Genomic DNA, 25082 nt, shown 5'->3' with positions numbered 1-25082 from the left:
GGTTCCTTCGCGCGCTCATGATTGATCCTCTGCGGCCAGCGCGGTAGCGACCAGGCCGATGACCTCGCCGACCCGGCGCACACCGACGAGTTGTTCCGGCTTGTAGCGCGGCAGGCCGAACGACCGCTCCAGCACCACGGTCAGTTCCATCAAGCGCAGTGAGTCGAAACCCAGGTCCTCGATGAGCCGTTGACTGTCCTCGGCCGGACCCTGCGGGTCGGGTGCCATGGCGTACACCAGCTTGCGCACCCGTTCGGCCACCGCCGCATCGGCGGTCATGACCGCACCGTCTCTTCGCGCAGGTGGGGTTGCTGCCCGCCGGAGGCCAGCAGGTCGCGGGCCTCGTCGAGCGGCAGGTCGGTGTCGAGATAGCCTGCGATACGCAGCCAGTCGTAGCCGATGGCCAGGGTGCGCCGCCACTGTTCCCGCGAGTCGAACGAGGCCGGGAACCCCGTCGCGGCCGGGTCCGCGGCGATGGAGCGGACCAGCGTGACGAAATCGTCGAGGACCGCGAGGCCGGCCACGGGGTCGCCGGGTGCCGAGAACCGCACCTGCCGAGCCGATTCCAGCCGCGCGAGCAGTTCGTCACGCGACGCGGCGTTGGTCGGCACGAGCCGGCGCAGGGTCGCCGACGGGGCGACGTCTGCTGGCAATGGGTGAATGCCGAAGGCGGACAACATCACTCGCACTCCCATGGCGATCATCCGATGCGCGGCGATGTCGGCGACGGCGCCTTGCCCATTCTTGACGGCACCCGCAAGATCCTCGCGAGCGTTCTCCAGGACGATGTTCGACCACACCAAATTCAGTGCGCACTCGGTGAACCGGCGGGCGGGCAGCGGTGAAAGGGTCACGATGGCGTCCTCGCGCGCGGCGCCGTTCACCCCGAGTGCCGGTGCCAGCGCGGACGGCACGGGCGTGTACGGCCGCACCGGCTTACACATGGCCAGTGCGGGCGTGAGCAGTTCGCCGCGGCGCCACTGCAAGCCGACGAAGCCGAGCCGGACGAACTCGGCCAGTTCAGCGGTGTCGTCGTGCGGTGCGCGAGCGAGAACCGCGGCGAGCGAATGGCGGAACACCACCGAACGCCAGGCACGGGCACCGTTGTCCGAGAGCGCGAAAACCTCACTGTCGCCGCGGACTACGTGTACGCGCGCGCCGATGGTCCAGGTGGTGACGCCGGGCACCCTGGCGAACACGATCTGGTCGGGATCATCGGCGACGCCCTCGACACCGAGTTCGGCGGCGAGTTCGAGCACCTGATTCCAGGTGGCCTGTTCGGACAACGCTCGCGCTGTCGCGTCGCCGAGCACGCCCTGCGGTGTGTCGCCGTAGTTCCCCTGCGTATCGTCACCCGCCCATGCGCCCGGATCGCTGAGATCGCGGTAGCGGTCGACGAGTTCGGCACTGCCGATCCGATCCAGTTGCTGCGGCAGCCATTTGGTCTCCAGGTAGCTCTCGCCCCTGCGGGCGGCCCACCCCTTCATGGCCTGGAGCAAGCCGTCGCGAGCCCAGTCGATCGCCTCGTCGCGCGCCTTCAGCGTGCGCAGCGCGACGGCGTAGCGCAGGGCCTGCACGGCGCGCGCGGTCCACCAGTCCGCGATCAGGGTCATGAACGTGGAGTGCGGCAACAGCGCACGCAATTCGTCGACGTCGGGGCTGCCCGGACGAATCACCGTCGCCCGCAGGAACCGCTGACACCTGTTGAGCAGATCCTCGTCGAGCTCGGCCACGGTGGCGGCCTTCACCACCTGGTCGAGCTGTCGGCGCAGCTGCGCTTGCGAGCGCGTGCGCACCTCGACGCGACGGCCGTCGATGAACAGGACCGTCGGCAACGTGGGCAACTCCTCGGCGCCGGGCGCGAGCACCAGGAAGTCCACATCGGATCCCGCGTTCCCGAATCCTTCGGCGAGCGAACCCTCGAACAAGATGGTCGAATCCTCTGGCACCGCAACAATTTCCAGCGCTCGGTCGAGCAACTGGCGGACCCGCTCGGCCGCCAGGGTTGGCTCGGGGAGGTCGGTCGCGGCTTGCTCCAGGTTTTCGCCGGGCCGAGGAGCCGCGCCGCCGTCGAAACCACCGGCGTCGGAGTTGCGGGCGTCCGCCGGCTCGTGCACCACGGCGTCCGTCAGCGATCCGTCGCGGAACTGCTCCCACATATGACGCCTGCGCGGCTTACCACTCGACGTGCGCCGGATGATGCCGCGCGGCCCGGTGACGATGACGACAGTCTGCGCAGGCCCCAGCTCGCTGCGAATGATCCTGCGCGCCTCGGCGATCCAGTCGCCGGCCTTGGCCTCCGCGAACAGCGCGATCCCTTGATCGCCGGGTTCGGTGATCGCGACGGCGGCCAACTTGCCCTTGGTGATTCCGGTTTCCTGAGCCACGCGGGACTCGATGTCCTCCATGAACACCGAGCGCCCGCGCACCTTCAGGCTCGACCCCATCCGGCCGAGCACGAATACCTCACCGCGGTGCAGGAATCCGGCGTCACCCGTATACAGCGCACCGCCGATGATCCTGGTGGACGCGCCTTCGGACTCGTCGGAGTAGCCCAGCGCCACCGAATCGCCGACCACCACCATCTCGCCGAGCGTGCCGTCGGGCAGCTTGCGACCGTCCTCGTCGACCACCGTGACGGTCGACTCCGGGGTCGAGTAACCGAGGCCGGTGATCCAGCCCGCGCCGTCCACCCGATGGGTGTCGTCGAGCAGTTCCCGGTCGAGGATGGTGATGGGTTCGCCGAAACGCAGCGTCGGGGTGTCGATGCGCAGGGCGGTGATCGGGCGGTGCCGCGCCGAGGAGGTCACCATCAGCGTCGACTCCGCCAACCCGTAGGCCAGGGTGTAGGCGCTCATCGAAAAGCCGCGTGGCCCGGTGAGATTCGCGAACGACTGGAGGTCGGCCACCTCGACGGGCTCCGAACCGACGGCCAGTGTGCGCCAACCGGACAGGTCGAGATCGGCGATCTCCTCCGGCGAAACCCGGTGCGCCACATAGCCGAGCGCGAACGACGGCGACGGCGAGTGCTGGGCGTGCGCCATCGCGCGCAGCCAGCGCGCGGGGTCGCGCACGAACTGGTCCGGGCGCATCAGGTACAGATCGCCCTGGTTGGTGACGGTGGTGAGGAACGCGCCGACCAAACCCATGTCGTGGTAGAGCGGCAGCCAGGACACCATCGCCTCGCCGCTGCGCCACTCGACCAGGGCGGAGATCATCGCGATATTGTTCGCCAGGTTGTGCCAGCTCACCCGCACGCCACGCGGGGCGGCGGTGGAACCCGAGGTGAATTGCAGCAGCGCGCACTCGTCGGGCTCGCCGAACACACGCTCCTCGGGGGCGCGCAGCGTGGCCGCGTCGATCACCACGGGTTCGTCGGTACGCCCGGCCGCCGTCGCCGCCTGCCGCACCAGCTGCTCGAACTCCGTCGAGGTGACCACCAACCGGGGTTTCGCCTGCGTCAGAATGGCGGCGATGTGCGCGATGATCTGGTCGAGGTCGCCGAACATCGGCGGCGCGACCGGCGTGAACACCCCGCCGCACGCCCAGACCGCGTAGAACGCGGCGACGCACGGGAATCCGGTCGGCATGATGACGCAGGCGCCGTCGCCACTACCCATCCCGTGCTGCCGCATCACCGCGGCGATCGACCAGGTGAGATCGGCCAGTTCTGCGTAGCTTCGATATTGCCAGCCGTCGGCCTCGTCGGCCAGGTAGATCCCGGCCGCCTCGGCCGGTGTGGCTAGCCAATCGCGGACGGCCGCAACGTCTTTGTCAGGATTCATCGCGGACATCTCCTTCGGCCAGCACCGTCACGGTCCCGTTCGTGCCATCGACCCGGATCCGCGCGCCGGTCCGCACCTTGGTGGTGACGTCCTTGACCTGGACCACCGTCGGCACCCCGAGTTCCCGCGCCACGATCGCGACATGGGTGAGCGGGCTGCCGCGCTCGATGACCAGCGCCGACGCCGAGGGCAGTGCGGCCACCCAGCCGGGATCGGTCCGATATGCCACCAGGATGCCACCCGCGACGTCGCGTGGCTCGTCCACCACGACGGCGGTCCCCTCGACGATCCCGGAGGCCGACGGTGTGCCCGCGAGGACAGTCCCGGCTTCGGCGGCCGGGGTATCGGTGATCGGCACCCAGCCCTGGGTTGCCAGTTCAGCCCGGCTGAAGGTCGATCCGGTGGTGACGAATCTGGCGGGAGCGACCAGTCCGGCGTCCTTGGCGCGCTGCGCCTTTCGCGCGCCGACGAGGTCACGCAGGTCCGTGGTATCGGCCTGCTCGTAGCAGCCGCGCAGCTCCTGCACGGTCAGGTAGAACACGTCGGAGAACTCGTCGATGACGCCGCGCTCGGCCAGGTCGCGGCCCATCACCCGGATCATCCGCTTGACCATGCCGAAGGCCCTGGTCCGGCAGAACCGCAGCCGCTCACGATGCGCGGCACAGCGGGAAACCTTGCCGCGCAAGCGTTCATAGATCTTGCGCCGGATACCGTGCAGATGCGCGTCGAGATATTCCTCGGCCTCGTCGCGATGGCCGAGCGGTGCGTCCGGCAGGGCGCTGCGCAGCATGATGAACAGGCTCGCCGGATCTTCACGCAGGTCAGGTGTTTCCAGTTTGAGTTCGTCCAGGCTGCGGTAGCCGTAGCGGTCGATGTAGGAGTCGACCTCGGTGCGGAAGTCCGGATGGTTCGCCAGGGCCGGGTAGATCTGTTCCGGCGCAGTCGAATTCACCAGTGCGGTCAGGTCTGGGTCGGCGCGGGCCACGTCGGCCAGCGCCTTCATCGCGCGGGCGGGTTCGGCGGACTCGACGTCGGCGCCGGGGCCGACCACCGCGTACAGGAACCACTCCGGCGCCTTCGGCAGCAGCAGCTTGGTGAGCAGGAACATCAACCCGGTGCAGGTCAGCAGGATCGCGTCGAGCACCATCAGCGGGCCCCAGCGTTCGACCAGGTCGCGGTCCACCTTCCGGTACGCCGCATAGGCTTCGGCGCCGGACAGCGCGGTGTAGTCGATGGCTTCGTACTCGTCGTAGACGCGGTAGAAGTCGGTCATGAACTGCTCGACGATGGCGTCGATGCCGAACAGCCGCCGCAGATAGGTCAGGGTGGTCACCGAGCGCGAGCGGAGTCGACTCAATGGGTTCCCGAAGGTGAACGGGCGCAACGTTTTCGCGATGTCGTCGGGCAGCGGTTCGGCCACCCCGAGGGCAGCCTCCAGCACCTTGCGGTTCAGTGGGTATCCCGGCGCGATGCCGACCATCCGATACCAGTGCAGCAGGTTGTAGTAGACGCGACCGTGAAAGTAGCCGAGCAGCACCGGCGTCCACCGCTCGGTCTGCCGCAGCTGCGCGCCGGGGACGCGGAGGGATTTCGCGTAACCGTGGTACACGCGGCCGTAGATGTCGGCGGCGGTGGTGAAGGTCAGCGGCGAGGTGAGGCCGTTGAAGCTCTCGATGATGTTGGAGTTGTCCCATATTCGCTGCTCGCCGTCGGGCACCACCTCGCCGGCGCCACGGATGATCGCGCCGGGAGCGGCACCGAGCACCGTGGTGATCGGGCGCGACTGGAGGAACCAGAGTCCTTCGTCGTCGATCGCCCACTCCACGTCCTGCGGGGCGCCGAACTCGACCTCCAGCTTGCGGCCCAGCTCGGTGATCTCGGTGAGCTCGGCGTCCGTCAGGACGGGCAGCTCGCGTTGTCCCGCGTCGACCGCGCTGATCGCGTAACCCTGCTCGCCCTCGGCCACGTAGGAACGGTCCTTGTCCCCCAGCACGGTTTCCAGCACCGTGCCGGAGGATTTGTCGACCACCACGGAGTCGGCGTCCACCGCACCCGAGACCAGGCCCTCACCGAGCCCGTAGACGGCGCTGATGACCAGTTCGTCGCGCGCACCGCTGATCGGATTGGCGGTGAACAGCACGCCGCTGGCCCGCGCTGCGACCAAGCGTTGCAGCACCACGGCGACCGCGCCTGCTCGTGGCTGCTTGTTGGCGAAGGCGTAGCGCAGCGACCGCTCCGAGAAGGCCGACGCCCAGCAGTCGCGCACCCGGTCGAGCACCGCGTCGACCCCGTTGACGTTCAGAAAGGAGTCGAACTGGCCCGCGTACGAGTGCTCCGGCCCGTCCTCGGCGACCACCGACGACCGGACCGCGATCGGGCCGTCGCCGAGTTGTCCGTAGGCCTCGGCGATCAGCTCGCGGAGCTCGTTCGGCAGCGGTGTCGCGGTGATGTCGGCCCGTATCGCGGCACCGGCGGCGAGCGCCGCATCCAGGTCTTCGAGAAGTGTGACCTCGGTCACTCTCCGTGCGAGATCGGCTTCGGCGGTGAACCGCGCGAAGACGTCGGTGCCCAGCACGGTCCAGTCCGGAACGCGAAAACCGCACTCCCCCAGACGGTGCAGACCCCGCGCTTTACCGCCACCGACGGCGGCGATCGTCGCGATATCGGTCCATGGTCCAAGCACCTGCACGGCATGCTCCCATCACCCCTGATCGTTACGCCGAGGCACCACGCACCGGCTCGTTCGGGCAGAGCACAACTAAGGGGTTGTATGGATATATCCGAGAATTCACCCCAGTGTTAGCCCACAATCCTAGGTGCTCGGTGCGGCGACCGCCGAGTCGCGCGACGACCGTTAAGCTACAAAGCAGTTTCGGTGGGTTCGGTGAGGATGTGATTCGGGCGGTGAGTTGGACCTTCACTCCGGACGAGTTCGCCCACCTCTGGCGCGAAACCGACCTGGATCGGCACCCGTATCCGCTGCGCATCCTGGAAACGCCGCGCACCGAGGACGAGGCCGACAAGCTGCGCGCGACGCTGGAGGAACGGCTGCCGCTCGGCGCGGACCCCGACCTGAGCGCCTGCCTGCGCATCCTGGCGGCACCGCACACCAGAATCGTGGCGATCGGCGGCACGCACACGCCGGGCAGCGAGATCCGGCTGCTCGCCGCGGCGATCTTCGACCGGGCCGTGCTCGCCGTGCAGGAACCCGGCTCGTCCCCCGATTTCGGCGGGCGTGTTCGACTCTCGATCGGGCACAGCGGCAAGCTGGGCAACCGGATCGCCGGACTGCTGCCCGCCGCACCGCCCGGCAAGGAACCGGCCCGGGTGGCGCCGACCGACGCCGTCCGCGACGAGGAAGTGGTGGTCGCGCAGCAGCCGACCGCGCCGCGCATCCGCAAGCTGCTGCTGAAACCGCACAGCGCCGAAGGGCATATCCGGATCGAACCCGGTCTGGATCGGCCCGCTCCGCCGCCGCCGATTCACTACACCTGGTTCGACGTCAAGGGTGACGGACGGTATCTCCTGCGGGCCGGTAAGGAAGTCCACATCACTCCCGCCTCGGCCGAACAGATCGGCGCGCAACTGCAGAAGCGCATCGGAGCCTGACCCTGTTTGCCGATGCCGACGGATAACCACTGGTGCCCGCGAGCAGGGCTACGGGCTAGTCTGAGTCGGACCGACCATCTCAGGGGTGTGCGATGACGATCGAGACCAGCCGAGCCGATATCGTCCGGTTCAAGCAAGCGGCCCAGGCAGGCACCGTCCAATTCGATCCGGCGGCGGCCCGGCGCTGCGCCGAGATGTACGACCAGCAGGCCGAACGGCTCATTCATCTGCAACAACGCCTCGAAACCGCCTCGGAGCTGGGCGGATTCGGCGGATTCGTGTCGGCGCAGCAATTACAGGCTGGGTTCAATCACAAAGCGCGGGATGCCGCCACGTTGCTAGATCACTACATCGAGGCGGCCTACCGGATGAAAGAGGCGTTTCTCATCAGCGGTGGGTTACTGGAAGAAGCCGACGCCGCCAACGCCGCCGCCCTGCGCGCCGTCGCCTCGAGGATCCCGCGATGACCGGCACCGATCCCGACTACATCAGCTCGATGGAGCACTTCGAGTCGATGCGGCACGAAGAGATCTACGCCAAGACCCAGCAGATCGACGCCGCCGAGATACTGCGCGCCTCGGTCGCTTGGCTGGAGGCGGCGGGCACCGTCAGCACCTCCTTCCCGCTCACCCGCGGCAGCGTGGACCGCGTGATGAACTCGATGGAGTGGAAGGGTGCCGCCGCCGACGCCGCGTACGCCAGCATCCGCAGCTTCGCCGCCTCGGCCGACGAACTGGCCGCCGTCATGGGTCAGGTGGGTGCCCGGCTGGGCGGTGTCGCCGCCGCGGCCGAGGCGGTCAAGATCGCGGTCGCCCCGCCCGGCTCCTCCGGACCCATCGGCGCGGTGGCCCGACTACTCGAGGCGGCGCACGTCATCGACGCGAAGATGGCCGAGGAGGCGCTGCGCCAAGAAGCCGTGCTGGCCATGAACATGGTGTACAAACCGGCCTACGGACTGGCAGGCAAAGCCGTTCCCGCGCTCCCGCCGCCCCCGCAGTTGCCCGCGGAAGTAGCACCCGCGCCCACCATGCCGCAGCAGCGGCGGACGGTGCCGATCCAGCCGGAATACGTACCGCCACAGCAGGATCAGCCGGACGGGCAGCGCCCCGACGGGCAGCAGCCGAACGGTCGCCCGTCGGCACCGGCACCCTCGGTGCCGGAATCGCAAGCGCCGCCGAGCACTACGACACCACCGCGCCCAGTGCCCGACCCGACGCCGACGCCACCGCCGACAACGCAGGCTCCGCCGTCGGCCCAGCCGACGCCACCGCCGACAACGCAGGCTCCGCCGTCGGCCCAGCCGACGCCACCGCCGACCACTGAGGCACCGCCGACTCAGCAAGCACCACCGTCGACGCAACCCGCGCCACCGACCACTCAGCAAGCGCCCCCGCCGACCACCGAGGCACCACCCTCCACGCAACCGGCGCCTGCCCCGTCAACTCAACAGGCACCCCCACCGGAGCCTCCCCCGACGCAACAGGCCCCACCCCCGCCACCACCGGCTCCGCCGACCGAGCAAGCACCGCCACCCCTCCCCTCGCCACCACCCCAACAACAGATCCCAGACCCGGCCCAACCCCCCGTGCCGCTCCCGGATCCAGGTGGCCAACCAGGTGTCACCGGCCCCATCCCCTCGGAAGACGAACAGCCACAACCCCCTTCCACCACCAACCAGCCCGGCGTGGTCCCCTCCCAGAAGTAACCAGCCTGGTTTTATGACCAACGGGACATGGTGGCGCAAACCCCGCCACCATCTCCCGCTCGGCACGCAGCCGGTCTACGGGCGGGATACGGTGGCGCAAACCCCGCCACAATGTCCCGGCTCTGCGCGCAGCCGGTCGACAAGGGGACATGTCGGCAGAGAAGTCCGGGTGGGAGCGCCACCATGTCCCGCTCGGCGCGTACCCGGTCGACGAGGGGGACATAGTGGCGGAGAAGTGCGAGTGGGAGCGCCATCATGTCCCGTTGACAATGAGCAGGCACTACAACTGGCAACTGCCGCACCATTTCTCGGGAAACGCACCAGCTATCGCACCCGCAGCGAGTGCAGACCCCGAGAAACAGTGCGAACATCTGGGCCGACAGGCCCGAGGTGACGTCAGCCGACGAGAGCATCACAGCCCGTTCATCAACCACGCACCGCAACTGGCAACTGCCGCACCATCTCTCAGGACCCGCACCAGCTATGCACCCCGCAGTGGGTGCAGATCCCGAGAGACGGTGCGGATCTCGGCCCGCGGAGTCGGCGAGTGCGCGCAGGCTGTGTTGCTTAGCGGCGACCACCGCACGCCTGACGCAGGCTTGGCCATCCGCGACCACCGTACGCCCGCCGCGGTGTTGGCCAGCGGCGACCACCGCTTTGCCTGACGCAGGGTTGGTCAGGGCGGTGAGCGCTCAGCCGCAGAGGGGTTGAGCGGCGGCGGGGACTGGTGGTCGGTCTGGCGGGGTGCCTTGCGTCAGACCTTGACGAGGTCGTCGGCGTGGATTACCGGGCGCTGCATGGTGTCCGGGAGTTCGGCGGTGGAGTGGCCGAGCATGGTGGACAGTTCGGTGCTGTCGTAGGCGACTACGCCGCGGGCTACGACGTGGTTGTCGGGGGCGACGAGGTCTACGACGTCGCCGCCGTAGAAGCGGCCGCGTAAGCCGGTGATGCCTGCGGCGAGGAGGGAGCGGCGGGCTGCTACCGCGTGGGCCGCGCCTTCGTCGATGAGCAGGGCGCCGCGGCTGTCGGCGGCGTGGCGGACCCAGAACTTGCGGGCGGACAGGCGAACTGGGCGGGCGGCGAATGCGGTGCCGACCTTGCCGCTGGTCAAAGCCTCGCCGGCTGCGGTGGCGGCGGCCAAGAGCACAGGCACGCCCGCGTCGGCGGCGAGGCGGGCTGCGGACAGCTTGGAGGCCATGCCGCCGGTGCCGAGTGCGCCGCCGCTGCCTGCGATCACACCGTCCAGGTCGGCGCTGCTGCGCACCTCGGGGATGAAACTGGCGGCACCCTTGCGCGGATCACCGTCGTAGAGGCCCTCGACATCGGAGAGCAGCACCAGTGCGTCGGCGCCGACGAGGTGGGCGACCAGCGCGGCCAGCCGGTCGTTGTCGCCGAAACGGATCTCTTCCGTTGCGACAGTGTCGTTTTCGTTCACCACGGCGACCGCGCCGAGCGAACGCAAGCGGTCCAGGGTGCGCTGCGCGTTGCGGTGATGCTCGCGGCGCGCGAAATCGTCCGCGCTCAACAAGACTTGGCCGACAGTGCGGCCATAGCGTGCGAACGAGGTCCCCCACGCATGCGCCAGCGCCAGCTGCCCGACACTCGCCGCGGCCTGCTTCGTCGCGAGATCACGTGGGCGCGTGGTCAATCCGAGCGGCGCGATACCCGCTCCGATGGCGCCCGAGGACACCACCACCACATCGGACCCCGCGCGCATCCGCGCCTCCACCGCATCGGCGAGCCGATCGAGCCGTTCGGTATCCAGCCCACCTGCCAAACTGGTGAGCGCCGACGAACCGATCTTCACCACCACCCGGCGCGCCGAAGCGATCGCCAGCCTGGCCTCACTCAACCCCGAATCCGCCGCCGCAGCACCCGAACTCACCGTCATCGCCCTCGAACTCCCTGCGCAACAACAACACTCGCCGACACCGAACCCACCACTACAAGCTCCCGCTCAACGACGCATCGAAACGCGGGCACGGCTACTCCTCGTCGTCCTGCACCAACCCGCGGCGCACGCGCGAGGCGTGCTTGCGCTCGGCGGCGCTGATCCGGTCGTCCTGTTCCAGCCGAATGTCGGTGCCGCGGCCGGTGGGCACTCTTTCGATGCCCGCGGTGATCTGCGGCTCCCATTCGAAGGTCACATTGCCGATCGTCACCGGAGCACCAGGCTCGGCACCCTGCTTGACCAGCTCGTCTTCCACGCCGAGGCGGGCCAGGCGATCCGCGAGGTAGCCGACGGCCTCGTCGTTGTCGAATTGGGTCTGCTTGACCCAGCGTTCCGGCTGTGCGCCGCGCACGATGAAGCCGCCCGGTTCCTGCGGATCCGCGATCACGCTGAAGCCGGACTCGTTGACCGCGATCGGCCGGATCACCGGACGTGCGGGCGCGGCCTTCGGATGCGCCGCGCGATACTGGAGAACCAGGTCAGCGAGCGCGAAGGTCAAGGGGCGCAAGCCTTCTCGGCTCACAGCCGAGATCTCGAAGACCGGCCAGCCGCGTGCGGTGAATTCGGGGGTGACCATTTCGGCCAGCTCGGCGGCGTCCGGCACGTCGATCTTGTTCAGGATCACCACACGCGGCCGATCGGCCAGATCGCCGAGGTCGGCGTCGGCGCTCAGCGCGGGCTTGTAGGCGGCCAGTTCGGCTTCCAGCGCGTCCACATCGGAGACCGGGTCCCGGCCCGGCTCGAGGGTGGCGCAGTCGACCACGTGCGCGAGCACCGCGCAGCGTTCCAGGTGCCGTAGGAAGTCGAGGCCGAGGCCGCGCCCTTCGCTGGCACCCGGGATCAGGCCGGGAACGTCGGCGACGGTGAAAGTGGTGTCGCCGCTGAGCACCACGCCGAGGTTGGGCACCAGGGTGGTGAACGGGTAGTCCGCGATCTTCGGCTTGGCCGCCGACAGCACCGACACCAGCGAGGACTTACCCGCGGACGGGAAGCCGACCAGGCCGACATCGGCGACGGACTTGAGCTCGAGCACCAGATCGCACTCTTCGCCGTCCTCGCCGAGCAGCGCGAAGCCGGGGGCCTTGCGCGCCTTCGAGGCGAGTGCGGCATTGCCGAGTCCACCGCGGCCGCCGCGGGCGGCGATGAAGCGGTTGCCCGCGCCGACCAGGTCCATCAGGACCTTGCCGTCGCCGTCGAGCACCATGGTGCCGTCAGGCACCTTGAGCAGCAGGTCGACGCCCTGCTTGCCGTCGCGGTTGCTGCCCTCGCCCGGCTTGCCGTTGCCCGCCTTGGCGTGCGGGTGGAAGTGGAAGTCGAGCAGGGTGTGCACGTTGGGGTCGACCTCGAGGATCACATCCCCGCCGTGGCCACCGTTACCGCCGTTGGGTCCGCCGAGTGGCATGAACTTCTCTCGAAGTACCGAAGCACACCCGTGTCCGCCTTTGCCGGCCCGCACATGCAGTACGACACGGTCGATGAACTTGGACATATGCCGAATCATCCTCCTTCAGGACTGGTCGATCGCAGAGGTACGTCTGGTGAAACGCGAAAACGGGCCAGGGTTGCGACCCTGACCCGCTCGGCTGTTGTCTGGAGAGGTAAGGCCTAAGCCTCCACCGGCTCCGGGACGACGATGTTGACGGTCTTGCGTCCGCGCTTGGTGCCGAACTCGACCGCGCCCGCCGCGAGGGCGAACAGGGTGTCGTCACCGCCACGGCCGACGTTCACGCCGGGGTGGAAGTGGGTTCCGCGCTGACGCACCAGGATCTCGCCTGCGTTGACCTTCTGGCCGCCGAACCGCTTGACGCCGAGGCGCTGGGCGTTGGAATCGCGACCGTTCCGGGAGCTGGACGCACCCTTCTTGTGTGCCATAGCTGAATCTCCTCGGGATGTCTTACTTGATGCCGGTGACCTTGATGACCGTCAGCGGCTGACGGTGACCCTGACGCTTGTGGTAGCCGGTCTTGTTCTTGAACTTGTGGATGCGGATCTTCGGGCCCTTGGTCTGCTCGACGACCTCTGCGGCCACGGAGACCTTGGCCAGCTTCGCGGCGTCGGTGGTCAGGTCGGCCCCGTCAACGACGAGAACCGGATCCAGGGCGACGGAAGTACCCGGCTTACCCTCGATCTTCTCGACCTTCACCAGGTCACCGACCGCGACCTTGTACTGCTTTCCGCCGGTCTTGACGATCGCGTACGTTGCCATCGGTCGGCTTCCTCCACTCGAATAAGTACAGTCATGTTTCTTCTCGCGACACAAGTGCGCGACGCGAGATGTGTTCTTGGCTGGCTTGCTGCGCGGGGCGTGGTATAACGCCCATCGCCAGGCAGCGACCGACCAAGGTTACCAGAGCACCCCTTCAACGACACAATCCGCCTGTCGGCAGCCTGCGAGCAACCCTTTGCCAGTGGGGTTTCGGGGCCTTCCGGCACTGCGGCGGACACCTCCGGTGCGGCCGTAAACGCCCCGTCCGTGGCCACCACCCGACGAAGCGGCCGACCGCACCACCAGGGTGCGACCGGCCGCGTCGAAGCTGTCAGCGCAGCTGCTACGACTCCGCAGGCGGCGGGCCTGCCGGACGGCCCACAGCACGGCGCCGTGGCCGTCGCTGCGGCACCTCGACCGGAGCCGAGGCGGTGAAGTCGACAGCGGGGGCCGGAGCCTGGTCCGCGGTCGGCAGCACGAACACCGCACCGCTGCTGTCCGCGGCGGGCGCGGCGGCCGAACGGGCGACTCTGCGTCGACGTCCGGTGCGAGCGGCCGGAGCCGGCGCACCGTTGGTTACCGCACGATCCTCAGCAGCCGGTGCCGCCGATTCCGCGCGTTCTTCGACGACCGGTGCAGGCGTTTCGGCGACCGGTGTCTCGGCGACCGGCACCGTCTCCGTGACGGTTTCGACGACCTCGACCACCTCGGCCGGTTCGGCGTCCACGTCATCGGCGGGCACAGCCACCGCGGCTTCGGTGACGACCTCGGTCTCGAGCGGCTCGATATCGGCCGACTCGTCCTCGGTGACGTCCGACTGGTGGCCGGTCACCTCCGACTCGTCCTCGTCACCGTGGTGCGCGGCCATCGCCAAGGCAACCGGGTGCGCCCGCTTGACGGCGATGTCCTCCTCGGACTCGACCGGCGCGGTGCCGTTGCTCACGGCGACCGGCGCAGCGGGTGCCGCACTCTTGTCGCGACCACGACGCCGGCGCGATCCGGTTTCCCGGGTCCCGCGTGCGGCACCGTCGTCGCCGGAGGACGGCTCCACCGGGTAGGCGTGCACCAGGATGCCGCGCCCATGGCAGTGCTCACAGGTGGTCGAGAAGGCCTCGACCAGCCCGGTGCCCAGCTTCTTACGGGTCATCTGCACCAAGCCGAGCGAGGTCACCTCGGACACCTGATGGCGGGTGCGGTCGCGACCCAGCGCCTCGGTCAGCCTGCGCAGCACCAGGTCACGGTTCGACTCGAGCACCATGTCGATGAAGTCGACCACGATCATGCCGCCGATATCGCGCAACCGCATCTGGCGCACGATCTCCTCGGCCGCCTCCAGGTTGTTGCGAGTGACCGTCTCTTCCAGGTTGCTGCCGCCGGAACCGGTGAACTTGCCGGTGTTCACGTCGACCACCGTCATCGCCTCGGTGCGGTCGATCACCAGGGTGCCGCCCGAGGGCAGCCACACCTTGCGATCGAGCGCCTTGGCCAGCTGTTCGTCGATCCGGTAGGCCTCGAACACATCGACGTTGTTGTTGTCGTGCCGGGAGACCCGGGCGAGCATCTCCGGTGCGACGGTGCCGATGTACTTCTCGACCGTGCTCCAGGCCCGGTCACCCTCGATGACGAGCTTGGAGAAGTCCTCGTTGAACAGGTCGCGGATGACCTTGACCAGCAGGTCGGGCTCTTCGTACAGCGTCTTGGGCTGACCGTCGTTCTTGCCTTCGGCGGCCTTCTCGATGGTGCGCCAGGTGGCCTGCAGCCGTTCCACGTCGCGGGCCAGCTCGTCCTCGGCGACACCCTCGGACGCGGTGCGGATGATCACACCGGCGTCGTTGGGCACGATGTCGCGCAGGATCTCCTTGAGGCGCTTGCGTTCGGTGTCGGGCAGCTTGCGGCTGATGCCGGTGGAGGTGCCGCCGGGCACGTACACCAGGAAACGTCCGGCCAGGCTGATCTGGGTGGTCAGCCGGGCGCCCTTGTGCCCGACCGGGTCCTTGGAGACCTGGACCAGCACCAGTTCGCCTGGCTTGAGCGCCTGTTCGATCTTGCGCTCTTTACCGCCGAGACCGGCGGCCTCCCAGTTCACCTCGCCCGCGTAGAGCACGCCGTTGCGGCCGCGGCCGATGTCGACGAACGCCGCCTCCATGCTGGGCAGCACGTTCTGCACCTTGCCGAGGTAGACGTTGCCGACCATCGACGCGGATCCGGTGCTGGTGACGAAATGCTCGACCAGGATGTTGTCCTCGAGCACGGCGACCTGGGTGGCGGTCGGGTGATCCGGGAACGCCTTCTCGCGCACCACCATCACCCGGTCCACCGCTTCGCGACGGGCCAGGAACTCCGACTCGGTCAGGATCGGCGGGCGACGCCGACCGGCCTCGCGGCCGTCACGCCTGCGCTGCCGTTTGGCCTCGAGCCGGGTGGAGCCGGTGATGCCCTGCACCTCATCGACCGTGCTGGCGCGGCTGCGGCTCTTGTTCCGCGGCTCGCGCTCGTGCACGACGGTGTTCGGCGGGTCGTCCTCGGTGGCGACGGCGGCCTCGGCCTCGGCGGGCTCGCCGGCCACCTTGCGACGGCGGCGACGACGGCGGCGACGGCTCGCGCCCTCCGGCTCGTTCTCGTCGTCGTCGGAGTCGGTGTTGTCCTCGGCGGCGTCGGTCGAGTCCGTGGTGTCGGCGGTGGTGTCGCCGTTCTGCTCGTCCTCGGTGTCGTCCGAGTCGTTCTCGTCGTCGGCGTCGCTGTGCTGCTCGCCACGACCGCGACCACGGCCACGACGGCCCCGGCGCCTGCGACGCGGCTGACCGTCGGCATCGCTCTGGTCGGCCGACTCCTGGTCGTCCTCGACCGCCTCGGGCTCTTCCTCGGGCTGCGGCTCGACCACCGGCTCTTCGCGGCGCACATCGCGCTCGGTGCGGCGCTTACGGCGGGTCTGCTCGGCGGCCGCGGCATCCGGCGGCAGGAACAGCGGCGCCTGCACGACGGCGGCGGACTCGAAGACCACCGGCGCCGCGACGTGCGGCTCTTCCCGGACCGGGTGCGTGAAAAGCTGCACCGACGGCTGGTGCGCGACCTCGTTCGGGTTCTCCGACCCGGAGTGGCCGATCAGCGGTTCGGGTGCGGAAAAGACCAGTCCGCCGTGGCCCCTGCTGGGCGCGGGGGCCGGCTCTTCCGGAGTCTCGGCCGGTCGCTCGGCCGCGGTCTCGGGCTGGGGTTCGACCGGCGTCGCGGCCTGCTTGGCGACCGGAGTCTCGGCCGCCTGCGCCGCCGGAGCGTCACCTTCCGGCGGGCCGAGCGCGTCGCGGACGGATTCCGCGATAGCCCGGTCGACATTCGATTGCGCGCTGCGCGCGTCGGACCCCAACTCGGTGAGCTTGGCCAGGATGCGCTTACTCGTTACCCCCAGCAGCTTGGCGAGTGCGTGAACTCGGATTCGCTCCGGCAATTGTTCGGCATCCTGTGGTGTTGTTTCCAATGGCTCTTTTTCGGCCACGAAGTCTCCTCGGACCCCCGGGCGCGTCCCTCCCGGTAAGGAGTGAAGCGGCCGACGCGGGGGCACTGTCCGTTCGCCTCACGCCGCTCAGCGCAAGGTCATCTGGTCTCGCCCCGCATGTCCGGTTATCACCATGTTGTTCGTCGGTTTGGGCTAACTGGTCACGCGGCGCCTGGCTGTTGGCTGAACTCCGCGGTTGTGAGCGCTCATCCAGCGTGCCGACGCGAACAGCAAGCCCAGCGACCGGGCCTTTTGTCCGTGGCAGCGATGATCGGCATCGAACCGCGGTGTGTCATCCGGCTGCGATGGCCCCGATAGTCCACGTACCTGCGCGAACAGTCGGCATCAAAAGCAGCCGATGTCAGTATCCCATACCGAGCGCCGCGGGCTCACCGCGGCGCACGACCGAGTCCAACTCGCAAACTATTTTCAGGCCGGGAACTCCGGGAACCACAGAGCAATCTCACGCTTGGCCGATTCGGGCGAATCGGACCCGTGTACCAGGTTCTCTTGCGTCTCCAGGGCGAAGTCTCCGCGAATGCTGCCGGGCACCGCCTTTTCGACCGGATCGGTGCCGCCGGCAAGCTGCCGGAACGCCGCGATCGCGCGCGGCCCCTCCAGGATGGCCGCGACAACCGGGCCGGAGGTGATGAATTCGATCAGGGAGCCGAAGAACGGCTTCTCGGCGTGCTCGGCGTAGTGGCCCTTGGCCAGGTCCTCGGACACATGCTTCAGCTCGAGGGCCGCGATCTTCAGGCCCTTGCGCTCGATTCGTACCAGCACCTCGCCGACGAGGCCACGGGCCACACCGTCCGGCTTGATGAGTACCAACGTCTGCTCAGTCACGGCGCACACTCTAACCGGCACCCCCGCCGGGTACCGAACCAGCGTTCGTCTGGGGGTGCGTGCGTCATGGCGCAGGGGACACGACGGTGCCCCGCCACCGGGAACGGGGCGGGGCACCGAGGGTGGATCAGAAGGTTCCGGCGCAGGTCAGCAAAGGAAGTTGCTGCCCGTCGGCGGCCTGCCACCGATTCCACAGTCCGCGGAACCCGAGAGAGTCGACAGCAGCTTGGTCAGTCCGGTCGCGGACCCGGTTTCCGGTGCACCGACCGGCGCGGCAGGCGCCGGCCCAGCAGGCTCCAAGCGCAGACCTTGTTCGGCGGTCGCCTGTCCCGCTCCGATCATCGTGCCCACCGCGATCGCCCCGAGCACAACACTATTCGCCACAATCCGCTTCATAAGCACTACTCCTTCGCTAGCCGTACGGCGCCCTCTTCGACGCCGTATCAGCGGCCACGGTAGGGAGTAGCGGTGCGGCTGGGCAGACCGAAATTGTCTCGACCCCAAGACTTTCGACCCCGACGACAGGGGCATCGCGCGGGCGCAAAGGGGTAGCCGAAGAGCCGGCGGCAGCAGTCGGTACAGGTAAAGGGGAACGTCCTCGGATCAGGAGGACCGCTGGATCCGCTGGCTCGGCAGCAGCCCCTTCTCCATCCGCCCGCGCACATCCGCGCGCAGCACCAGAATGAAGCCCCACACCACCGCGAACACCACGCCGATGATCCCGATGGACAGGTGGATGAAGGTACCGAGCAGCACGAACACCTGCAGCCCGAGATTGAACGACATCGCCCACGACCGGCGCTGTAATCCGGCGCCGAGGAACATCACCACGGCGAGCACCACCAGGTAGGTCCCTGACGCCCAGGTCACCCCGCCGCCGACCGAGCCGACGACCGGCAGCGCCAGCAGCACCACGATCGCCTCGAGGATCAGCGTGCCCGCCATCACCCCGCGGAAGCCCTTCCACGGATCGGTCGCGGGTTCGGGCACCGAATCGGGTTGTGCGGCGGGCTCGGTCATGCGGGGTCCTTTCCGAACAGCGCACGCGTCGCGCCCGCCGTCACTACGGAGCCGGTCACCACGACCCCGGCGCCGGACACCATCTCCCCGGACTCGCCGACTTCCTCGGCAATGGCGATCGCGGTCTCCAGCGCGTCCGGCAGTGTCGGCGCCGTGATCACCCGCTCGTCGCCGAAGCGCTGCACGGCGAGGTCGGCGAGCAGGTCGACGTCCATCGCGCGCGGCGAACCGTTGGCGGTGACGACGATTTCGTCGAGCACCGGTTCCAGCGCGGTGAGGATGCCGTCGGCGTCCTTGTCGGCGAGCACGGAGACCACACCGACCAGCTTGCGGAAGTCGAACTCCGCAGTCAACGTCGAGGCCAGCGCCTGCGCGCCCGCCGGGTTGTGTGCGGCGTCGATGAAGATGGTCGGCGCGCTGCGCATCCGCTCGAGCCGGCCCGGACTGGTCACGCTCGCGAAACCCGCACGGATGGCCTCGATGTCGAGCTGGCGGTCGGCACCGGCGCCGAAGAACGCCTCGACCGCCGCGAGCGCGAGTACCGCGTTGCGCGCCTGATGCTCGCCGTGCAGCGGCAGGAAGATCTCGTCGTACACCCCGCCGAGGCCTTGCAGTTCGAGCTGCTGGCCGCCGATCGCGATCTGCCGGGCCAGCACCCGGAACTCGCCGCCTTCGCGCGCCACCGCGGCGTCTACCTCGACGGCGCGGCGCAGCAGCACCTCCATCGCCTCGGGGTCCTGTTCGGCGATCACCGCGACGGTGTCGCGCGGAATCAGGCTCTCCGGCGCGCGTTTGATGATCCCGGCCTTCTCCCCCGCGATGGAGGTGAGATCGGTGCCGAGGTAGTCGGTGTGGTCCAGCCCGATCGGGGTGATCACCGCGACCTGGCCGTCGATCACGTTGGTGGCGTCCCAGGTGCCGCCGAGGCCGGTCTCCACCACCGCCACGTCGACGGGTGCTTCAGCGAACGCCGCGTAAGCCATGCCGGTGAGCACCTCGAACTTGCTCATCTTCGGCCCGCCCACCTCGGCCGACTGCGCGTCGATCATCTCGATGAACGGTTGCAGCTCGCGGTAGGTCTCCACATACCTGGCGGGCGTGATCGGCGCGTTGTCGATGCTGATCCGCTCGGTGGCCAGCTGCAGGTGCGGGCTGGTGATCCGGCCGGTGCGCCGGTGCAGCGCGGTGAGCAGCGCGTCGATCATCCTGGTCACCGAGGTCTTGCCGTTGGTGCCCGCGACGTGGATCGCCGGGTAGCTCTGCTGCGGCGAGCCGAGCAGATCCATCAGGGTGGCGATGCGGGTGAGCGACGGTTCGATCTTGGTTTCCGGCCAGCGAGTGTCGAGTTCGGCCTCCACCAGCGCCATTTCGGCCAGCTCGACCGGCGACGGCCCGGAACTCAGCCGTGGTCCGGCGGCCGGGTGCCGGAGCTCGTCGCCGTACTGGGGTTCGGGTTCGTGGTTCATTTGCCGCTCAGTTCCGCGAGCCGGGCACCGATGCGCGCCACCTCGCTGGCGGCGACTTCCTGGCGGTCCTTGATCTTCACGACCACCGGTTCCGGCGCCTTGGCGAGGAAAGCCTCGTTGCCGAGTTTGGCGGTGGTGCCCGCCAATTCCTTCTCGGCAGCGGCCAGGTCCTTCTCCAAGCGGCGGCGCTCGGCGTCCAGGTCGACCGCACCCGAAGTGTCCAGCTCGACGGTGACGGTGGCGCCGCTCAGCCGGACCTCGACGGTTGCGGTCGCCGCAAAGTCGTCGCCAGGTTCGGTGAGCCGGGCCAGGTTCGCCACGGAGTCGTGCAGTTCGGTGAGGCCGGCGGTGTCGAGGCCGATGAGCTTGGCCGCCACCTTCTGCTTGTCGGCCAGGCCCTGATCGCCACGGAATCGGCGGATCTCGGTGATCAACCGCTGCGTGTCCGCGATGCGCTGCGCCGACACCTGATCGGTCGGCACGCCGGAGGCCTGCGGCCACGCGGCGATCACCAGGGACTCACCACCGGTCAGCGCCTGCCACAGCGACTCGGTGACGAACGGGATCACCGGATGCAGCAGCCGCAGCACCGCGTCGAGCACGGTGCCGAGCACCAGCTGGGTGTTGTCGGCGCGCGCGCCTTCCTCGGCGAACTGCACCTTGGTCAATTCCAGGTACCAGTCACACAATTCGTCCCAGGCGAAGTGGTACAGCGCCTCGCACGCTTTGCCGAACTCGTAGCCGTCCAGCGCCGAATCCACCTCGGCGCGCACCTCTTCGAGCCGATCCAGGATCCAGCGGTCGGCGTCGGTGAGCTGGGCGCGGTCGGGCAGTGCACCGGTGCGCGCGCCGTTCATCAGCGCGAACTTGGTGGCGTTGAACAGCTTCGTGACGAAGCTGCGCGAGGCGAGCGCATGCTGTTCGCCGACCGAGAGGTCGCCGCCGGGCTGCGCGCCGCGAGCCAGGGTGAATCGCAATGCGTCGGCACCGTATTCGTTGATCCAGCTCAGCGGGTCGATGCCGTTGCCGCGCGACTTCGACATCTTCTTGCCGTACTGGTCGCGAATCAGGCCGTGCAGGAACACATCCTTGAACGGAACCTGCGACCCTTCCTTGCCCGCTGTCAGCACCGAGTCGTTGCCGACATAGGTACCGAACATCATCATCCTGGCCACCCAGAAGAACAGGATGTCGTACCCGGTGACGAGAACGCTTGTCGGATAGAACTTCTCGAGTTCGGGGGTGGCGTCGGGCCAGCCCATGGTGGAGAACGGCCACAGGCCCGAGGAGAACCAGGTGTCGAGCACGTCCGGGTCCTGCACGTAACCCTCGGGCGCGGTCTCGTCCGGGCCGACGCAGATGACATCGCCCTCGGGGCCGTACCAGATCGGGATGCGGTGACCCCACCAGAGCTGCCGGGAGATGCACCAGTCGTGCATGTTGTCGACCCAGTCGAACCAGCGCGGCTCCGAGCTGGCGGGGTGAATCACGGTGTCGCCGTTGCGCACCGCGTCGCCCGCGGCCTTGGCCAGCGTGTCCACCTTGACCCACCACTGCATGGACAGGCGGGGCTCGATCGGCTCACCGCTGCGCTCGCTATGCCCGACGCTGTGCACGTACGGGCGCTTCTCGGCGACCACGCGGCCTTCCGCGGCCAACCGCTCACGCACCGCGACGCGGGCCTCGAACCGGTCCATGCCGTCGAATTCGGTTCCGGTGTCGATGATCCGGCCGCGCTCGTCCATGATGTTGGGCATCGGCAGGTTGTGCCGCAGCCCCATCTCGAAGTCGTTCGGGTCGTGCGCGGGGGTGATCTTCACTGCGCCGGAACCGAACTCGGGGTCGACGTAGTCGTCGGCGATGATCGGGATCTGCCGCCCGGTGATCGGGTGCTCCAGGGTGGTGCCGATCAGCGCGCGGTAGCGCGGGTCCTCCGGGTGCACGGCCACCGCGGTGTCGCCGAGCATCGTCTCCACCCGGGTGGTGGCCACGATCACGTGCGGCTCGTTGTCGTCGAGCGAGCCGTAGCGCAGCGAGACGAGCTCACCGTCGACGTCCTCGTACTTGACCTCGATATCGGAGATGGCGGTGCGCAGCGCGGGCGACCAGTTCACCAGTCGCTCGGCGCGGTAGATCAGTCCGGCGTCGTAGAGCCGCTTGAAGATCGTCTGCACGGCCTGGGAGAGGCCGTCGTCCATGGTGAACCGGTCACGGCTCCAGTCGACGCCGTCGCCGAGGGCGCGCATCTGCCACTGGATGGCGCCGCCGGACTCGCGCTTCCAGTCCCACACCTTGTCGATGAACAGTTCGCGGCCGAAGTCTTCCTTGGTCTTGCCGTCGACGGCGAGCTGCTTCTCCACGATGGTCTGGGTGGCGATGCCGGCGTGGTCCATGCCGGGCAACCACAGCACCTCGTAACCCTGCATGCGCTTGCGGCGGGTGAGGGCGTCCATGATCGTGTGGTCGAGGGCGTGGCCCATGTGCAGGTTGCCGGTGACGTTCGGCGGCGGCAGCACGATCGAGTAGGGCGGCTTGTCGCTGGTCGCGTCGGCCTCGAAATAACCAGCGGCTACCCAGCGCTCGTACATCGAGGCCTCTACCTCGCCGGGGTTCCAGCTCTTGGGGAGGGCATCGGCACGATTACGCGAATTGTCAGGGGCTGCGCTGGTCACCCGACGATTCTAGTGGTCGGGCTCAACCGTTTTCCGCAGGGTGCGGGGCGACGCCGGAATCAATCCCGTCGTGCGGCGATTCGGTGCGCGGTGGCGGCCGGACGGCGGCTGAGCCCGGTGGCTCGCGGCGCGGTGAGCAGGCCGAGCCTCGGGTCATGTGAAACTTGCCGACGTGAGTGAGCTCGGCGAATTCCTGAGGGGCAAGCGCGCGTCGATCGCGCCGGAGCAAGTCGGTCTGCCGCCCGTCGGCAACCCACGCCGGGTGAGCGGGCTGCGTCGCGAAGAGGTGGCCCAGCTGGCCGGGCTGAGCGTCGATCAGTACACCCGGCTGGAGCTCGGCCGGGTGACCCACGTCTCGGACGAGGTGCTCGCCGGGATCGCGCGGGCCCTGCTGCTGACCGAGGAGGAAGTGCGCTGCCTGCGGCGACTGGGATCGCGGCACCGGTTGCCGCACAACGAGATTGCCCGGGATACGGACAAAAAGTAAGGCGGAGTCTTCGGTGGATGAGGGACACCGAAGACTCCGCCTACACCAGAAAGCTTACCGTCCCAGCTGGAAGGGTTCTCGAATCCATAAGCAATTCTCAGCTTCCGGCATTTTCTACCCCCGATCTCCGGATTAACCGGTCGAAACGGGCATCTGGGCGGCCGCTTGGGCCAGGTCGACATTGATCGCGACGGCCGCCGAATAGCCCGCCGACGCCGCGCCGACGACCTGGGCCGCGGGATTCGCGACGTTGCCCGCCGCCCAGACGCCCGGCACGCTGGTCCGCCCGGACGGGTCGGCGACCACCCAGCCCTTCTCGTCGAAGTCACACCCCAGGGCGTGCAGCAGGTCGGCGTTGGGCACGAAGGTAGGCGCGACGAACATGGCCGAGCAGGGCACCGCGCGTCCGTCGGACAGCTCCACGCCGCGCAAGGTGCCGTCGACGACGAGCCGGGCGACCTCGCCCTCGACGATGCGGACGCCGCGCGCGGTGAGCTGGGCCCGATCGGTGTCGGTCAACTCCATCGTGTGCTGGAACAAGGTCACCTCGGCCGACCACTGCGGCAGCACCAGAGCCAGGTGCGGCACCCGCGGATCGGCACCGCCGAGCAGACCGAGCGGTTGATTGCGCACCTCGTATCCGTGGCAGTACGGGCAGTGCAGCACGTCGATGCCCCACCGCTCGCGCACGCCGGGCAGGTCCGGCAGCTCATCGCGCAGCCCCGTGGCGACCAGGATGCGCCGCGCGGTGAGGGTCCGTCCGCTTGCCAGTCGAACGGTGAAATCTTCTCCGGCGTCGACCTTTTCGACGCTCACTACTATGTCCTCGATCAGGTCGCCGCCGTATCCGGCGACCTCCGCCGCACCTCGCTCCAGCAGCTCGCCCGGCGGCATGCCGTCCCGGCTGAGGAATCCGTGCATGTGCTCGGCGGGGGCGTTACGTGGCGCACCACCTCGCACTACCGCCACCGTGCGCATGGACCTGGTCAGCACCAGCGCCGCGGACAGTCCCGCCGCGCCCCCGCCGATAACCACTACGTCGTACATCTCGCTCATGCCTCCGCCTCGCTGACGCTCGGCTCCGGCACGAGCGAATGCTCGGCTGTGTCCATTGTTCGCTCGCTTCGCTCGCTCATCTAGCGATCACCTCCGCCGAAGAGGTTGCCCGTCCCGTCGCGATTACAGCAACTTATATTGCCGTTTCCGGGAATTCGAGGTGCACTGGAGTCATGCAGAACCAGCCGACCATCGCCGCCGCGCTCGCCGATATCGGTCCGCGGCTCAAGGCGGCGCGCACGCACCGCAATGTCACGCTGACGGCCTTGGCGGAGTCCACCGGGATCTCGAAGAGCACCCTGTCCCGGCTGGAGTCCGGGCAGCGCCGCGCCAGTCTGGAGCTACTGTTGCCGATCGCGATGGCCTTGCAGGTGCCGCTGGACGAACTCGTCGCCGCACCGAAGATCGCCGACCCCCGCGTGCACGCCCCAGCACGAAAGGTGAACGGTATCACCGTGTTTCCGCTCACTCGTCAGCCTGGCCCGTTGCAGGCCTTCAAAATGGTGATGCCCGCCGACCGCACCGAGCCGGAGCCGCGCGTACACGAAGGGTACGAGTGGCTGTACGTACTGTCCGGTCGGCTACGGATGGTGCTCGGCGAGCACGACATCGTCCTCGGACCAGGCGAAGCCGCCGAATTCGATACCCGGCAACCACATTGGTTCGGTTCCACCGGCCGCGGTCCGGTCGAAATCCTCAGCCTCTTCGGGAGCCAGGGCGAGCGCATGCACGTCCGCGCGCGCAGCCGCGGCGGCCGAACGGGATAGTCACGATTCGACCGCGCCCGTA

Annotated in this window: 19 protein-coding genes; 5 read left to right on the top strand and 14 right to left on the bottom strand. The window is 68.5% G+C overall.

Annotated elements, in window-relative coordinates; genetic code table 11:
* Nucleotides 1-15 precede the first annotated feature (15 nt).
* The 3 genes from DBO33_RS10225 to DBO33_RS10215 are packed head-to-tail and all read right to left on the bottom strand — an operon-like array spanning nt 16 to nt 6474.
* Nucleotides 16-279: an acyl carrier protein gene (locus tag DBO33_RS10225; protein ID WP_107654809.1), complete on the bottom strand. Its 264-nt coding sequence runs from the start codon at nt 277-279 to the stop codon at nt 16-18.
* Nucleotides 276-3785 carry an AMP-binding protein gene (locus DBO33_RS10220; RefSeq protein WP_107660137.1) on the bottom strand — a complete coding sequence of 1170 codons (3510 nt, stop codon included), beginning with the start codon at nt 3783-3785 and terminating at the stop codon, nt 276-278. The genes DBO33_RS10225 and DBO33_RS10220 overlap by 4 nt, the downstream gene beginning before the upstream one ends.
* The gene (locus DBO33_RS10215) at nt 3775-6474 is read right to left on the bottom strand and encodes a phosphoenolpyruvate synthase (RefSeq protein ID WP_234390765.1); all 2700 of its coding nucleotides are present in this window, start codon (nt 6472-6474) and stop codon (nt 3775-3777) included. Before DBO33_RS10215 ends, DBO33_RS10220 begins: the two co-directional genes overlap by 11 nt.
* Before the next feature lie 215 nt (nt 6475-6689).
* Here DBO33_RS10215 and DBO33_RS10210 point away from each other — a divergent pair, with 215 nt between their 5' ends.
* The 3 genes from DBO33_RS10210 to DBO33_RS42665 all read left to right on the top strand — a co-directional run bounded on the left by DBO33_RS10210 (nt 6690) and on the right by DBO33_RS42665 (nt 9099).
* On the top strand, nt 6690-7394 hold the full coding sequence (locus DBO33_RS10210) for an ESX secretion-associated protein EspG (protein ID WP_107660135.1): 705 nt from the start codon (nt 6690-6692) through the stop codon (nt 7392-7394).
* A 92-nt stretch (nt 7395-7486) separates the two neighbouring features.
* Complete coding sequence (locus DBO33_RS10205) at nt 7487-7861, top strand: hypothetical protein (RefSeq protein ID WP_107654808.1); 375 nt, start codon at nt 7487-7489, stop codon at nt 7859-7861.
* Nucleotides 7858-9099, top strand: coding sequence for a hypothetical protein (locus DBO33_RS42665; protein ID WP_159080192.1), 1242 nt, complete (start codon nt 7858-7860; stop codon nt 9097-9099). Before DBO33_RS10205 ends, DBO33_RS42665 begins: the two co-directional genes overlap by 4 nt.
* A 754-nt stretch (nt 9100-9853) precedes the next feature.
* Here DBO33_RS42665 and proB read toward each other — a convergent pair.
* From proB to DBO33_RS10140, 10 genes are all read right to left on the bottom strand, one after another.
* The gene (gene proB, locus DBO33_RS10185) at nt 9854-10990 is read right to left on the bottom strand and encodes a glutamate 5-kinase (protein ID WP_107654806.1); all 1137 of its coding nucleotides are present in this window, start codon (nt 10988-10990) and stop codon (nt 9854-9856) included.
* 94 nt (nt 10991-11084) lie between these two features.
* Complete coding sequence (gene obgE / locus DBO33_RS10180; protein WP_107654805.1) at nt 11085-12539, bottom strand: GTPase ObgE; 1455 nt, start codon at nt 12537-12539, stop codon at nt 11085-11087.
* A gap of 116 nt (nt 12540-12655) precedes the next feature.
* Entirely contained in the window at nt 12656-12922 is a 267-nt protein-coding gene (gene rpmA, locus DBO33_RS10175; protein ID WP_040732806.1) for a 50S ribosomal protein L27, read from the bottom strand.
* Nucleotides 12923-12944: 22 nt separating this feature from the next.
* Entirely contained in the window at nt 12945-13256 is a 312-nt protein-coding gene (rplU, locus tag DBO33_RS10170; protein WP_040732804.1) for a 50S ribosomal protein L21, read from the bottom strand.
* A gap of 343 nt (nt 13257-13599) precedes the next feature.
* Nucleotides 13600-16746, bottom strand: coding sequence for a translation initiation factor IF-2 N-terminal domain-containing protein (locus DBO33_RS10165; protein WP_107654804.1), 3147 nt, complete (start codon nt 16744-16746; stop codon nt 13600-13602).
* 429 nt (nt 16747-17175) lie between these two features.
* Entirely contained in the window at nt 17176-17592 is a 417-nt protein-coding gene (gene ndk / locus DBO33_RS10160; protein ID WP_107654803.1) for a nucleoside-diphosphate kinase, read from the bottom strand.
* Between the two features lie 147 nt (nt 17593-17739).
* Nucleotides 17740-17988, bottom strand: a complete 249-nt coding sequence (locus DBO33_RS10155) for a hypothetical protein (protein WP_107654802.1) — start codon at nt 17986-17988, stop codon at nt 17740-17742.
* Nucleotides 17989-18195: 207 nt separating this feature from the next.
* The gene (locus DBO33_RS10150; protein ID WP_107654801.1) at nt 18196-18612 is read right to left on the bottom strand and encodes a DUF4233 domain-containing protein; all 417 of its coding nucleotides are present in this window, start codon (nt 18610-18612) and stop codon (nt 18196-18198) included.
* The gene (gene folC, locus DBO33_RS10145; RefSeq protein WP_407670505.1) at nt 18609-20078 is read right to left on the bottom strand and encodes a bifunctional tetrahydrofolate synthase/dihydrofolate synthase; all 1470 of its coding nucleotides are present in this window, start codon (nt 20076-20078) and stop codon (nt 18609-18611) included. Before folC ends, DBO33_RS10150 begins: the two co-directional genes overlap by 4 nt.
* Nucleotides 20075-22750, bottom strand: a complete 2676-nt coding sequence (locus DBO33_RS10140) for a valine--tRNA ligase (protein WP_107654800.1) — start codon at nt 22748-22750, stop codon at nt 20075-20077. Before DBO33_RS10140 ends, folC begins: the two co-directional genes overlap by 4 nt.
* A 172-nt stretch (nt 22751-22922) precedes the next feature.
* Between DBO33_RS10140 and DBO33_RS10135 the strand changes: the two genes are divergently transcribed.
* On the top strand, nt 22923-23237 hold the full coding sequence (locus DBO33_RS10135) for a helix-turn-helix domain-containing protein (RefSeq protein ID WP_199856573.1): 315 nt from the start codon (nt 22923-22925) through the stop codon (nt 23235-23237).
* A 132-nt stretch (nt 23238-23369) separates the two neighbouring features.
* Here DBO33_RS10135 and DBO33_RS10130 read toward each other — a convergent pair whose 3' ends face one another.
* A complete protein-coding gene (locus DBO33_RS10130) occupies nt 23370-24293 on the bottom strand; it encodes an NAD(P)/FAD-dependent oxidoreductase (protein ID WP_107654798.1) in 924 nt (307 codons plus the stop codon).
* 173 nt (nt 24294-24466) lie between these two features.
* Between DBO33_RS10130 and DBO33_RS10125 the strand changes: the two genes are divergently transcribed.
* Nucleotides 24467-25060 (top strand): helix-turn-helix domain-containing protein, encoded by a 594-nt coding sequence (locus DBO33_RS10125; protein WP_107654797.1) that lies wholly within the window; start codon nt 24467-24469, stop codon nt 25058-25060.
* The last annotated feature ends 22 nt before the right edge of the window (nt 25061-25082 follow it).

Origin of the sequence: Nocardia suismassiliense (assembly GCF_900269665.1) — a bacterium.
Lineage (GTDB): Bacteria > Actinomycetota > Actinomycetes > Mycobacteriales > Mycobacteriaceae > Nocardia > Nocardia suismassiliense.
The sequence above is the reverse complement of the archived record's forward strand: the minus strand, read 5'-3'. Positions and strand labels throughout refer to the sequence as shown.